General features: G+C 68.0%; 14 protein-coding genes. 8 read left to right on the forward strand and 6 right to left on the reverse strand.

Annotated elements, in window-relative coordinates:
- Positions 1-13: 13 nt before the first annotated feature.
- Positions 14-637, reverse strand: coding sequence for a superoxide dismutase (locus ACFTZB_RS36165; RefSeq protein ID WP_012691075.1), 624 nt, complete (start codon positions 635-637; stop codon positions 14-16).
- Between the two features lie 258 nt (positions 638-895).
- Here ACFTZB_RS36165 and ACFTZB_RS36170 point away from each other — a divergent pair, with 258 nt between their 5' ends.
- Together ACFTZB_RS36170 and msrA are read left to right on the forward strand one after the other, a co-directional pair.
- Positions 896-2,089 (forward strand): acyltransferase family protein, encoded by a 1,194-nt coding sequence (locus ACFTZB_RS36170; protein ID WP_378439253.1) that lies wholly within the window; start codon positions 896-898, stop codon positions 2,087-2,089.
- Positions 2,049-2,759 (forward strand): peptide-methionine (S)-S-oxide reductase MsrA, encoded by a 711-nt coding sequence (gene msrA, locus ACFTZB_RS36175; RefSeq protein WP_378439255.1) that lies wholly within the window; start codon positions 2,049-2,051, stop codon positions 2,757-2,759. Before ACFTZB_RS36170 ends, msrA begins: the two co-directional genes overlap by 41 nt.
- 8 nt (positions 2,760-2,767) lie before the next feature.
- On the opposite strand, the gene ACFTZB_RS36180 is transcribed toward msrA, so the two are convergent.
- Both ACFTZB_RS36180 and ACFTZB_RS36185 read right to left on the reverse strand, forming a co-directional pair.
- Entirely contained in the window at positions 2,768-3,238 is a 471-nt protein-coding gene (locus tag ACFTZB_RS36180) for a DUF1772 domain-containing protein (protein ID WP_378439257.1), read from the reverse strand.
- Positions 3,239-3,240: 2 nt separating this feature from the next.
- Positions 3,241-3,387: a hypothetical protein gene (locus ACFTZB_RS36185; protein ID WP_378439259.1), complete on the reverse strand. Its 147-nt coding sequence runs from the start codon at positions 3,385-3,387 to the stop codon at positions 3,241-3,243.
- An 80-nt stretch (positions 3,388-3,467) separates the two neighbouring features.
- Between ACFTZB_RS36185 and ACFTZB_RS36190 the strand changes: the two genes are divergently transcribed.
- The gene (locus ACFTZB_RS36190; RefSeq protein ID WP_378439261.1) at positions 3,468-4,409 is read left to right on the forward strand and encodes an AraC family transcriptional regulator; all 942 of its coding nucleotides are present in this window, start codon (positions 3,468-3,470) and stop codon (positions 4,407-4,409) included.
- A gap of 108 nt (positions 4,410-4,517) precedes the next feature.
- Positions 4,518-5,111, forward strand: coding sequence for a hypothetical protein (locus tag ACFTZB_RS36195; RefSeq protein ID WP_378439263.1), 594 nt, complete (start codon positions 4,518-4,520; stop codon positions 5,109-5,111).
- Between the two features lie 39 nt (positions 5,112-5,150).
- On the opposite strand, the gene ACFTZB_RS36200 is transcribed toward ACFTZB_RS36195, so the two are convergent.
- Both ACFTZB_RS36200 and ACFTZB_RS36205 read right to left on the reverse strand, forming a co-directional pair.
- Positions 5,151-5,462 (reverse strand): DUF3303 domain-containing protein, encoded by a 312-nt coding sequence (locus ACFTZB_RS36200; protein ID WP_072938686.1) that lies wholly within the window; start codon positions 5,460-5,462, stop codon positions 5,151-5,153.
- Positions 5,463-5,615: 153 nt separating this feature from the next.
- The gene (locus ACFTZB_RS36205) at positions 5,616-6,545 is read right to left on the reverse strand and encodes an LLM class F420-dependent oxidoreductase (RefSeq protein ID WP_378439265.1); all 930 of its coding nucleotides are present in this window, start codon (positions 6,543-6,545) and stop codon (positions 5,616-5,618) included.
- Positions 6,546-6,586: 41 nt separating this feature from the next.
- On the opposite strand from ACFTZB_RS36205, the gene ACFTZB_RS36210 reads away from it, so the two are divergent.
- Positions 6,587-7,453 carry a S49 family peptidase gene (locus ACFTZB_RS36210; RefSeq protein ID WP_124392095.1) on the forward strand — a complete coding sequence of 289 codons (867 nt, stop codon included), beginning with the start codon at positions 6,587-6,589 and terminating at the stop codon, positions 7,451-7,453.
- Here ACFTZB_RS36210 and ACFTZB_RS36215 read toward each other — a convergent pair whose 3' ends face one another.
- The gene (locus ACFTZB_RS36215) at positions 7,454-9,235 is read right to left on the reverse strand and encodes a hypothetical protein (protein ID WP_378439268.1); all 1,782 of its coding nucleotides are present in this window, start codon (positions 9,233-9,235) and stop codon (positions 7,454-7,456) included.
- 456 nt (positions 9,236-9,691) lie between these two features.
- Here ACFTZB_RS36215 and ACFTZB_RS36220 point away from each other — a divergent pair, with 456 nt between their 5' ends.
- From ACFTZB_RS36220 to ACFTZB_RS36230, 3 genes are all read left to right on the forward strand, one after another.
- Positions 9,692-10,696 carry a DUF4328 domain-containing protein gene (locus ACFTZB_RS36220; protein WP_378439270.1) on the forward strand — a complete coding sequence of 335 codons (1,005 nt, stop codon included), beginning with the start codon at positions 9,692-9,694 and terminating at the stop codon, positions 10,694-10,696.
- Positions 10,693-11,457: a glycerophosphodiester phosphodiesterase gene (locus ACFTZB_RS36225; RefSeq protein WP_206007591.1), complete on the forward strand. Its 765-nt coding sequence runs from the start codon at positions 10,693-10,695 to the stop codon at positions 11,455-11,457. Before ACFTZB_RS36220 ends, ACFTZB_RS36225 begins: the two co-directional genes overlap by 4 nt.
- Positions 11,458-11,490: 33 nt before the next feature.
- Positions 11,491-11,724: DUF5926 family protein (locus ACFTZB_RS36230; RefSeq protein WP_378439272.1), on the forward strand; the 234-nt coding region annotated here is incomplete at its 3' end.

Raw genomic sequence — 11,724 nt, forward strand, 5'->3', positions numbered from 1 at the left:
CGGCAAGCGAGAACTATACGATCAGGCCCGCGGTCTGGGTGCGTGCCTTCTCGAAGCGAGCGGCGACGTCCGCCCAGTTCACGATGTTCCAGAATGCCTTGACGTAGTCGCCCTTGACGTTCTGGTAGTCGAGGTAGAAGGCGTGCTCCCACATGTCGAGGAGCAGCAGCGGCGTGAGGCCGATCGGGATGTTGCCCTGCTGGTCGTACAGCTGGACGATGAGCAGGCGCTGGCCGATGGAATCCCAGGCCAGGATGGACCAGCCGGAGCCCTGGATGGCGTTGGCGTTGGCCGAGAAGTGGTTGCGGAATGCGTCGAAGCCGCCGAACTGGTCGTCGATCGCGGCCGCGAGCTCACCGGTCGGCTTGTCGCCGCCGTCCGGGGAGAGGTTGTTCCAGAAGACGGTGTGGTTCGTGTGGCCGCCCAGGTGGAAGGCGAGGTTCTTCTCGTGCAGGTTGACCACGGCGGGCAGGGTGTCCGACTCGCGGAGCTCGGCCAGCTTGTCGAGCGCCGTGTTGGCACCGGTCACGTACGCGGCGTGATGCTTGTCGTGGTGCAGTTCCATGATCTTGCCGGAGATGTGCGGCTCGAGAGCTGCATAGTCGTACGGGAGTTCCGGCAGCGTGTAAACAGACACGAGGGTCCCTTCATCAACGGGCTGTGAGCCCTGGTGTGTTCCGGGTGTCGACGACACGTGGGCACGCGCCTGACACCCGCCTTTGGCGAATCGTTCTCGGGTATATACCCAATCTCATTGGTACACCCTGCGCAACAGTTGGGGTCACGGAGCGATTCCCGGAACGGAAAGTTCGGGCACCCGAAAAAAGGCTGGCGCGGCGACACTGAATGTCGTGAGAATTCGTCCGAGCGGTGAACGGAACCTTAAGCTGACGCGATGCCTTCGCTGACACCCGTTGCAGATTCGCATGCGGCCGCGCCGCGTGTGGAGCTCACGGGCGCGAATCTGCTCCGCTTTTTCGCTGTTCTGGCCGTGATCTACTCGCACATCTCGTTCTATCTGATCGACGACCTCGGAACCGGATGGTGGTTCATCGACGTCGTCTATCAGATCTTCGTCGAGCGGGGCGGACTCAACCAGCATCTGTCGTTTCTCGGGGTCGCCGTATTCATGATGCTGACCGGATTGCTGATCACCCGTTCGGCGATTCGCCACGAACCCGGGCACTTCCTGTTCAATAGGCTCGGCCGCATCCTGCCCGCATTCTGGGTGGCCGTCCTCGCCGCGATCGTGCTGGTCCGTCTGGGTATCAACGGCATGTTCAGCGGCCAGGACGGTGTGTCGAACGTCGACGCCGCGCTGAGTTTCGTGCTCGGCGGCTTCTTCCTCAAACCGGAGGTCGCGGTGCTCGGGGTCACGTGGACCCTCGCCGTGCAGATCCTGTTCTACTTCGCTTGCGTCGCCGCGCGACCCGTGCTCCGCACCCTGCCCATCGCGATGCCGATGGCCGGCGCCTCGATCTGCGCCCTGATCCTGCTCTACAACCTGTACGCGCCGCAGCCCTACACGGTCCCGATGCTGTCGAAGATCGCCGCGACGCTGCCCGCCGTGTTCCTCGGGCAGATCATCTACCTCGGCTGGGCGCGGCTCGCGGACTGCCGGTGGATCGTCGTCGCCGGGCTGGCGCAGGTCGAGGTGATCCGCCTCGCCACCGACTTCCGCGTGTACTGGGCGGGCGATCACTACCTCTGGACGTTCGCCGTCGTCACCGCGTGCGTCGTGCTGGTGGGCCGGTACGACGGACCCGCGGCGCACTGGGCCGTCGTGCGGTGGACCGCGACCCGCAGTTACGCGATCTACCTCGTCCACACCCTGATCCTCTACCGGGTGTACGAGCACACGGTCGGTTCGTTCGGCGAGACCGGGGCCGTCATCGCGTTTCTGGTGGTGACGGCGCTGGTGTCGGAGGCGCTCTACCGGTGGGTGGAGGTGCCCGCGACGGGCTGGGTCACCGCCCGCGCCGAACGGATGCGCATGCAGTCGGCGCTCGCCCGTGAGACCACTCCGGCACCGCGCGTAGCATCGAATCATGTCTTGGTACGACGAGCTTCTGGGTCGAGCAGCCGCTAAATCCGTGATGGTCACCGCCGAGGACGCCCTCCCCGGACGTAGTCAGCCGATCCCGGTTCCGGCGACGCACTTCGTCAACGGTCACCCCCTGAAACCCCCGTTCCCCGAGGGCTTGCAGACCGCGGTGGTGGGCATGGGATGTTTCTGGGGCGCCGAGAAGGAGTTCTGGCAACTCGACGGCGTCTACACCACCGCGGTGGGGTACGCCGGCGGTTACACGCCGAACCCCACGTACGAGGAGACCTGCTCGGGACGCACCGGGCACACCGAGGTGGTGCTCGTGGTCTTCGACCCGAAGGTGATCTCCTACGCCGAGATCCTCAAGGAGTTCTGGGAGAACCACGATCCCACGCAGGGCATGCGGCAGGGCAATGATCAGGGAACGCAGTACCGTTCGGCCATCTACACCATCGACGAACAGCAGGTGGAGATCGCCGAGGCCACCGGTGAGGCCTTCGAGAAGCGGCTCGCCGACGCCGGGTACGGCGCGATCACCACGGAGATCGCGCCGCTCACGCAGTTCTACTACGCCGAGGACTACCACCAGCAGTACCTCGCGAAGAACCCCGGCGGATACTGCCCCGTGCACGCGACCGGCGTCAGCTGCCCGGTCGGCCTGTTGAAGCAGGACGAGGTCCCGGCGCAGACCGACATTCTGCCGCCCTCGTAGGCGCCGGACTATCGACCACGGGTCGCGGACCACGTGAGCACTGCGGACGCCGCGATGGCGCTGATTGTGCGCACGTGGTTCCACCCGGTCCAGCCCGACACGTAGTCGCGCCAGAAGTCCGCCGAGCCCGCCGCGGCGGGATCGATCGCGTCCAGCGCGTTGTTGTGCGGCACGTGGTAGACGATGGTCGCGGCGATCCCCACGAGATACAGCGCGCACGCGATCACCGCGTACACGGCCGAACCGTCGTGCCGCACCACGCTGACGATCGCGAGCGCGATCGACGTCAGTGCGGTACCGAACAGCGCCGTCATGAACCAGAAGTTCGGCGCCTCGCGATTGATCGCCTGCATCGCCGAGATGCCCTGCGCCGGATCCAGGCGACCGAGCCCGGTCATGATGAACGTGGAGAACGCGAACATCACGCCGCCCACCACGCCGGCGCCGACCGCCGTGACGATCGTCAGATAGCGCTCCATGATCACATCCTCCAGACCTCGACCGCTGCCGCGGCGCGGACGTACTCGGCGAAGTCGCGGGGCACGCCTGCGGCAGTGAGCCGGGCGAGGACGCGGCTGCCGACCTTGCCGGTGACGGTGAGGACGAGCGAGTGCGGAGTGGTTGTCATGTCTCCAGTCAAGACGGCGGCATCGAGACTTTCCATGGTTGAAAAGCGCTGTTCCATACGCGAGCGTCTACGCTGATCGTGTGGATCCCCTCGCCGGTCTCATCAGTGGTCCCCGCGCCGCCGGAGCGTTCGTGCTCCGGTCGATCATGGAGCCGCCGTGGTCGCTGCAGATCGACGACCACGCGCCGCTCAGCCTTGTCGCGATGGGCCGCGGCGAAGCCTGGATTCTCCCGCACACCGGCGAACCGGTGCAGCTCACCGAGGGCGACGTCGCGATCATTCGCGGACCCGAGCGGTACGTCGTCGCCGACCACCCGGACACCCCGCCGCACGTGATCATCAACCCCGACCAGAGTTGCACGACCCTCCGCGGCGAACCGCTCGCCGAGGCGATGCACCTCGGGGTGCGCACCTGGGGCAACAGTGCGAACGGCCGCACCGTCATGCTGACGGGCACCTATCAGACCCCCGGCGAGATCAGCCGGCGTCTGCTGTCCGCGCTCCCCGGACTCGTCGTGCAGCGCCGCGCCGACTGGGACTCCCGGCTCGTCACGCTCATGCACGACGAAGTGGTGCGCGACGAGCCCGGCCAGGAAGCGGTCCTGGACCGTCTCCTCGACCTGCTGCTGATCGCCGTGCTGCGCGCCTGGTTCGCGACGCCGGCGGCCGAAGCGCCGTCCTGGGTGCGGGCGCAGGGCGACCCGGTGGTCGGTAAGGCGATGCGCATCCTGCAGAACAACCCCTCACACCAATGGACGGTGGAGTCGCTCGCCGCGGAAACCGGACTGTCGCGGGCGGCCCTCGCACGCCGGTTCACGGACCTCGTCGGCGAACCGCCTATGACCTTCCTCGCAGGCTGGCGGCTGTCACTCGCCGCGGATCTGCTCCGCGAACCCGATGCCACGGTCGCGTCGGTGGCGCAGCGGGTGGGGTACGGGAGTGCATTCGCGCTGAGTGCGGCGTTCAAACGCGTGCGCGGAATGAGCCCCAAGGAGCATCGCGCGATGGCGGGAAGCAGATGAGTGTAATACGGCACAGTGCCCAATAACACACCGGATCGACTTGATCTTGTTTGCCTTGCGTACGACCCTGGATGGTAGGGAATTGTCGGCGAGAGGACCGGATCCGGAATGTGGAACAACTCTCAACCACGAGGGCTGCGCAAGCGGTCGGCTCGTCAGCGGTACAACCCGCTTCTCCGGCGCTCGGACCGGATCGAGAACATGCTCACCCTCGCGGTCGTGGTGCTCGCCTTCGCGATGCTGCCCCTCGCCATCCTCGTGGGCGCCCGGACCATCGACAGTCAGCTGACGCTGGCGGAGAAGCAGGTCGCGGACTACCGCACAGTCACCGCCACCACGCTCGCCGACTCCACCGGAGTGTCCGTCACCTCCGACGTCGCACCGTCTGGCGTCGACACCGCCCCCGCCAAGTGGACCTGGGGTGACGAAACCCGGCACGCCGACATCACCGTCGACCCCGCCACCCCCTCGGGAACCAAACAGGACATCTGGGTCAACGCCGACGGCAACCTCACCACCGAACCGATGTCGTCGTCCGCCGCCCGCGTGGCCGGTGTGATCGCCGGACTGTTCACCTGGTTCGCGGTGATGATGATCGCGCTGTCCGGTTTCCTCATCTGCCGCGCCTCCCTGAACCGCGCCCGCGACGCGCAGTGGGACCGCGACCTCCGACAGTTCCTGGATTCGACTACCCGGCACTGAGCCGGGATCAGGATTCGACCACCCGGCACTGAGCCGGGATCAGCTGATCGCACCCCGGAACTCGACCGCGTGCTGCGCGGCCTGCGTGGTGACGGCGATGTCGGCGACCGGGTAGACGTGGAACTCGAAGAAGGGCCCGAACTTCGTCGGACCGTCCAGGATGTCGTTCGGGTCGTCCGCTTCGACGAACGCGAATCCCCCGGTGCCGTCCAGGCGGCCGAGGAACTGATGGAAGTTCGCGCCCTCGGCCGGCGTCCATCTCGCGAACACTTCGAGGCTCCGTCGCGCTGCCTCCTCGTTCTCGGCGGCGGAACCGCCCTCACGCACCGTCCACGTAATCACGTACTTCATCGCACCTGTTCATCTCCTCGTGGAGTCGACGCACGGCCGGTCCGGACGTACCTCGAGCATTCCACCGCCGGAGAGGGAACGGAACGGTGCTGAGCCCGTCGAACGAACCTGCCGGTCTCGAACGGACGATGTGACGGACGGTTCCGCCTCCGCCTAGCTCAGTTGCGGGACGACCTCACTGGCGACCAATTCCAGGTGGTCGAGGTCGCCGAGGTCGAGTGTCTGCAGGTAGATCCGCTGCGACCCGGCCTCCGCGTAGCGGCCGATCTTGTCGACGAGTTCGGCGGGCGACCCGGCGAGTCCGTTCTCCCGCAGTTCGCTCACCTCGCGTCCGATGTTGAGGGCGCGCTTGGCGATCTCCTCCTCCGTTCGCCCGCAGCACAGGACGAGCGCGTTGGAGTACACCAGTTCCGCGGGGTCGCGGTCGATCGTCTTGCACGCGAGCCGGACCCGTTCGAACACGTCCCGAGTGTCGTCGATCGACTGGAACGGGACGTTGAATTCGTTCGCGTACTTCGCGGCCAGTGCGGGGGTCTTCTTCTTGCCGGTGCCGCCGATCAGGACGGGCGGACCCTGCGGCTGCCGCGGCTTCGGGAGCGCCGGCGAATTCTTGACCGTCAAGTGCGTCCCGTCGTAGGAGAACGTCTCCCCGAGCGGAGTGCGCCACAGTCCGGTGATCACGGCGAGGGACTCCTCGAGCCGCTCGAACCGCTCCTTCAGCGGCGGGAACGGGATGCCGTACGCCTGGTGCTCCTCCTCGTACCAGCCGGCGCCGATGCCGAGGTCGACGCGACCGCCGCTCATCTGATCCACCTGCGCCACCGAGATCGCCAGCGGCCCCGGGTACCGGAACGTCGCAGACGTGACGAGGGTGCCGAGGCGGATCGTGGACGTCTCTCGGGCGATGCCCGCCAGCGAGATCCACGCATCCGTCGGCCCGGGCAGGCCCTCGGTGTTCATCGCGAGGTAGTGATCGGAGCGGAAGAACGCGCCGTATCCGAATCGTTCGGCGGCCTGCGCCACCGCCAGAAGATCGTCGTAGGTGGCACCCTGCTGGGGTTCGGTAAAGATTCGCAACTCCATGTGAACCACTCTGCCCGATCCATGATCGGTACGCTGATTTCATGGCGAAGATCCCACTGAACCTGCCGAAACCGCTGGCCGACAAGCTGCCCGACGCGTTCGGCGGCTCCGGCGCCGGGGTGGTCCCGGTGGTGCGGCTGCAGGGGATGATCGCGTCCGGCGGAGCGGGTTTCGGCCGCGTGCTGAGCGCGGAATCCGTGGAGGAACCGTTGCGGCGCGCGTTCACCACGCACGGCGCGAAAGCGGTGGCGCTGCTGATCAACAGTCCCGGCGGGTCTCCCACGCAGAGCGAATACATCGCCGCCCGCATCCGTCAGCTCGCCACAGAACACGAACTGCCGGTGCTCGCGTTCTGCGAGGACGTCGTCGCGTCCGGCGGCTACTGGCTGGCCTGCGCGGCCGACGAGATCTACGCGACCGCCACCTCGGTGGTCGGCTCCGTCGGCGTCATCTCCGCGGGATTCGGGTTCTCCGAACTGATCGACCGCCTGGGCATCGAACGACGGCTGCATTCGGCAGGTGAGGCGAAGGCCCGCCTCGACCCGTTCTTCGCGGAGAAGTCCGAGGACGTGCAGTGGCTCGAACAGATCCAGGAAGGCATCCACGACGAGTTCCGCGACTGGGTGGTCGGCCGCCGCGGGGACAAGCTGAAAGCGGCCGAGGCGGAACTGTTCGACGGCGACGTCTGGCTGGGGCGCCGAGCCGTCGAACTCGGCATCGTCGACGGGATCGGCACACTGCGCGAGGTGGTGGAGAAGCGGTTCCCCGACGCCACGATCGAGATGACCGGGCCGCGCCGCTCCCTGTTCGCGAAACTCGGGCTCCCCGCCGCGAGCTGGGACGACGTGGCCGCGGCGATCGTCGGTGCGGCGAACACCCGCGTCGCCTGGTCGCGGTACGGGCGGTAGCTACTTCGGGACGACCACCCCGACCGGGCCCACCCCGATGCACACCGACAGGTCCGGGGTCAGGGTGCTCACCCGCAGGCCCTGACCGCCACCGGTGAGCCGCACGAACACCGAATTCGGGCCGCGGTGCACCGGCACCCGCACCGGGCTGCCGTCCTCCATCGCGACAGCGATCTCGCCGTCCGCCGTCGCGAGGTAGTTGAGCTGCGCCGTCCACTCCCAGCCGGTCAGCGGCCCGTCGAGGGGAAGCGGTTCGAAACTGCGCCGGTCCACCAGGTGCCCGCAGTCCGGGACGGGTCCCGGCTCGATCGCACGCACCCACGTCACCTGGGCGTCGACCACGGACCCGGCGTCGTCGATCATCCGGAGGTCCGGGGTGCTGTCGGAGAACGCGGGCCGGTCGCGGAGCGGGGCGAAGACGCGGCTCACCAGGTTGTTCGGGTACGCCACCGGCAACAGCACCCAGATGGACGTGGGCTGCTGGAGGATCGGCGCGTCGTCCCGGTCGGCGAGCGACGCCCGCGCGGTCGCGAGGTAGTCGGTGGTCGGGTTCTCCTCCCAGCTGCGGGTGAACGTGTACGTCGACCACAGGCTGCTCGCGACGAACGCGACGACGGTACCGGCCGCCACCAGAGGCCGCAGCCGGACGGGTTCGGCTCGGCGCCGGGGTGCCCGGGCGATCACGGCGACGGCGATCGCGAGGATCACCGCGGTGTCGGTGAAGTAGCGCAGGGTCTGCGCGAGTTCGTACGTGGTGTCGGCGCCCCACCGGGTGACGACCATCGCCGTCACCGACAGCAGGAAGTACGCGGCGGTGAGCACCCACACCCAGCCGATCCGGCGTTTCAGCCGGACCGTCACGACGACCGCCACGACGAGGGCGATCCAGCCGATCACCTCCAGCGACGTCGACGGGGACGCCCACGGGGGACTCGGAATCCACCGCTCCCACGTCCACGGCCCACCCACGAACGTGGGCAGCAGACCGAGCGACGTGCCGTGATGGAGCAACTCCACCGCGCGCGACGCCCCCGCCCACTCCCACTGCGACGCGACGGTGGAGAAGTAGAACCCGGCCCACACCGCGAGCACCGCCGCCGACGGGATCCACAGGGCCGCGCCCCGCCGCAGCGTCGACCGCACCGGCCGCTCCCGCTCGCCGACGTGCGCGAGCAGCGCGACGGTCGCGAACGCGGCGAACGGGACGACGACGGACTTCTCGAAGAACAGCAGCGACGCGATCAGCACGAGCGTGCCGGACACCGCGTACCGCCGCCGTCCGGTGCGGCACAGTTCGAGGGCGTCGCCGGCCACCCACGCCAGCGCGATCTGCAGGGGCAGCGCGTTGAGCGCCGCCGCCCACCACGCGAACGCCGGCACGGTCAGCGGAGAGAACAGATACAGCGCCAGCGGAACCAGCAGCACGGGCCGCGGGCCGAGGATCTTGCGAAGCAACCGGAACACCGCGTACGACGCCACCGCCTGCAGCGCGACCATCGTCAGCATCGGCAGGATCCACTGATACGGCGCGATCCGCGTCGCGATACCCGCCACCAGGAAGGCCCCCGGCATGAGGTGACCGTCGTGGTCGTAGAGCAGGAGGTCGCCCGACAAGAGGGGGAGGCTGCCGCCGCGCCCGGCGAGGATCAGATCGTCCCAGTAGAAGTCGCTGTTCGCGGCCACCCACGTCCGCACGAGAAGTTGCGCCACGATCAGGGCGGCGGCCACCCGGAGAACACGGGCGGGCCCGAGGTGCCACCGCGATCCGGCGTCTTCCGTCATCGGTTTCCGAGATTACAGATTGGGTGGAACCAAACCCCGCCGGGCTGCGTCAGATCAAGTGTCGGGACCTTTTCGCCCGGCACGGGTGGGGGAGACGACGGCCGGTCCGGAGTTCTCGGGTCGCTTCGCGGGCGATCCGAACTGGAGGGGTAATTCCGGGCCGAGCCGTCGGTCACCGAGTCCGAATGTTCACCGAGCTGCGATGTCAAATTCATCCACCGCTGTGGACCGTTCACCCGAAGCTGTCAACAATCCCGGATTCACATGCGCTCTGACCTGTGTATAAGCACTACTCACACTGTCCATAACTGTGTATGAACCTGTGGAAACTGTGGATAACTCGGCATTTCCGGTGGTGCAGCTCACACATTCTCCCCAAAAAGGACGATTCGGTCGTGGGCTGCCCGTATTCGCGGGCCGTGACAGAATCGGCAATGTGAAGTGGGTGCGGAGGGCATGAGCGTCGTCGTTCAGGTGTGCGCGCGGTGCGCGGCCCGGTGGCCGGTCCTCGGCTCCCCGGCGCAGTGGTGCCCCCGCTGCCACGGTGTGCTGCTCGCCCCCGTCCGGACCGATCACCACCAGCCGCCCGCGAGTCGGGGATTCCGCTGGATCGCGCGACCTCCGCTGCAACGCAGCGGTCTCGCCGACGAGCCGTCGCCGCCGAGCCCCACCCCGCACTACACCGAGATCCCCCGCTGGGGACTCCACGATCACGTCGACGCCCCCTCCACCCGCCGCGACTGGCCGGAACTGCTCGCAGGCAAGGCCGCGCGCTTCCTCACAATTACCGTTGGGCTGTACGCATTCGGAGTGCTCGCCGAACTGGGCCGGTACGCCGTCCTCCTCCGCAACCGGACCCGGCTGATCGACCCCACCGTGCTCGCCGTGTCCGACATCGCCGTGTTCGTCGGTCAGGCCGGCGGGATGCTCTTCGCGCTGCTGTCGGGAATCGCCGGAGTGTGCTGGCTGCTGCGCATGCGTCGCCGCACGTTCGCCCGGGCGAAGAAATCCGACCCCCGCACCCCCACCGACGTCGTCGTCGGGTGCGCGGTGCCGGGCCTGAACCTGGTGATGCCGGGAGTGTTCCTGCTCGAGGTGATCCGCCGCGACCCCCGCGCGGTCCTGCTGGTCCGCGCCTGGTGGAGTCTGTGGGTCTTCGGCGCCGTGCTCGTCGTCTTCAACTGGTTCTGGCGATCCAGGCCGGGTCTGCAGGCCATGGCGGACGGCGTCCTGCTGGCCGCGTTCACGGCGCTGGTCGCGTCCGCGACCGCCCTCCTCGCGCTGATGGTGCTCCGGCGGCTCGAGGGCCGGACGCTGAAGGGCGCGAAGGAACCCGTCACCCGCTGGGTGATCGCCACCGACCCGCTGCCGCAGACCGATGCGGACAAGCCCGCCGCGAAGTCGGCCGAGAAAACTGAGACGACGTCCAGTGACGCCGACCGGGAAGCCGTCGCGTCGTGAGCCCCGACCGGCGCGGGCCCCTGGTGGTGGCCCACCGAGGCGCATCCGCGGCCATGCCGGAACACACCCTCGCCGCCTACGAACTGGCACTGGAGGAAGGCGCGGACGGACTCGAGTGCGACGTGCGGCTCACCCGGGACGGCCACCTCGTGTGCGTCCACGACCGCACCGTCGACCGGACGTCCACCGGCACCGGCGTCGTCAGCGAGATGACGCTCGACGAACTGACGGAGTTCAACTACGGCACCGAGGAGGAGCCCGCCGAACTTCTCGAGCTGAGCGCGCTGATCGCACTCACCCTGGACTGGACGGCGCGCCCAGTGAAACTCTTCATCGAAACCAAGCACCCCGTGCGCTTCGGCGGGCTGGTCGAAAGCAAGGTTCTCGCCGAACTGCAACGCTTCGGCATCGCCGCACCACCGTCCGCCGACCACTCCCGCGCCGTCGTGATGTCGTTCTCCGCCGGAGCGGTGTGGCGGATCCGCCGGTCGGCGCCGATGCTCCCGACCGTGCTGCTCGGCGAATCCGCCCGGTACCTCGGCGGAGGAGCCGCCACCACCGTCGGCGCCACCGCGGTCGGCCCGTCGGTGAAAACGCTGCACGAACACCCGGACATCGTCGACAAGGCCGCCGCCGCGGGACGGGCCACGTACTGCTGGACCGTCGACAACCGCAGCGACGTCGAACTGTGCCGCGAACTCGGGGTCAGCTGGGTGGCCACCAACCACCCCGGGCGCACCAAGAAATGGCTGGCCTCCTGACCGGAGCCGCGTCGGCGTGTAGGTTTTGGCGTCGTGGCAAAGAAGAGCAAGAGAAACAGTGGTCCGAAGCCTGGTAGCGCCCGCGCCGAGAAGCTCGCCCAGCGGCAGGCGGAACGGGAGAGCGCCGCGGCGGCCGTGACCCGGCCGTTCGAAGGCCTCGCCGCCGAATGCGATCTGGTGGCGCTGCGCGAGTTCGTCCCGTCGGCGACCGCCCCGCTTCCGGTCAAGGATTCGTCGCGTCCGGTGACCCTGGCGACCGTGCTGCCC

The sequence above is a fragment of the Rhodococcus sp. NPDC057014 genome (genome assembly GCF_042673295.1).
In the GTDB taxonomy this organism is placed as follows: Bacteria; Actinomycetota; Actinomycetes; order Mycobacteriales; family Mycobacteriaceae; genus Rhodococcus_F.

Excerpts from the sequence above, each read along its gene's own strand:
- ACFTZB_RS36210 (WP_124392095.1), top strand. The coding sequence starts at position 6,587 with ATGGCGAAGATCCCACTGAACCTGCCGAAACCGCTGGCCGACAAGCTG.
- ACFTZB_RS36215 (WP_378439268.1), bottom strand. The coding sequence starts at position 9,235 with ATGACGGAAGACGCCGGATCGCGGTGGCACCTCGGGCCCGCCCGTGTT.
- ACFTZB_RS36180 (WP_378439257.1), bottom strand. The coding sequence starts at position 3,238 with ATGGAGCGCTATCTGACGATCGTCACGGCGGTCGGCGCCGGCGTGGTG.
- ACFTZB_RS36205 (WP_378439265.1), bottom strand. The coding sequence starts at position 6,545 with ATGGAGTTGCGAATCTTTACCGAACCCCAGCAGGGTGCCACCTACGAC.
- ACFTZB_RS36170 (WP_378439253.1), top strand. The coding sequence starts at position 896 with ATGCCTTCGCTGACACCCGTTGCAGATTCGCATGCGGCCGCGCCGCGT.
- ACFTZB_RS36200 (WP_072938686.1), bottom strand. The coding sequence starts at position 5,462 with ATGAAGTACGTGATTACGTGGACGGTGCGTGAGGGCGGTTCCGCCGCC.
- msrA (WP_378439255.1), top strand. The coding sequence starts at position 2,049 with ATGTCTTGGTACGACGAGCTTCTGGGTCGAGCAGCCGCTAAATCCGTG.
- ACFTZB_RS36220 (WP_378439270.1), top strand. The coding sequence starts at position 9,692 with ATGAGCGTCGTCGTTCAGGTGTGCGCGCGGTGCGCGGCCCGGTGGCCG.
- ACFTZB_RS36185 (WP_378439259.1), bottom strand. The coding sequence starts at position 3,387 with ATGACAACCACTCCGCACTCGCTCGTCCTCACCGTCACCGGCAAGGTC.
- ACFTZB_RS36195 (WP_378439263.1), top strand. The coding sequence starts at position 4,518 with ATGTGGAACAACTCTCAACCACGAGGGCTGCGCAAGCGGTCGGCTCGT.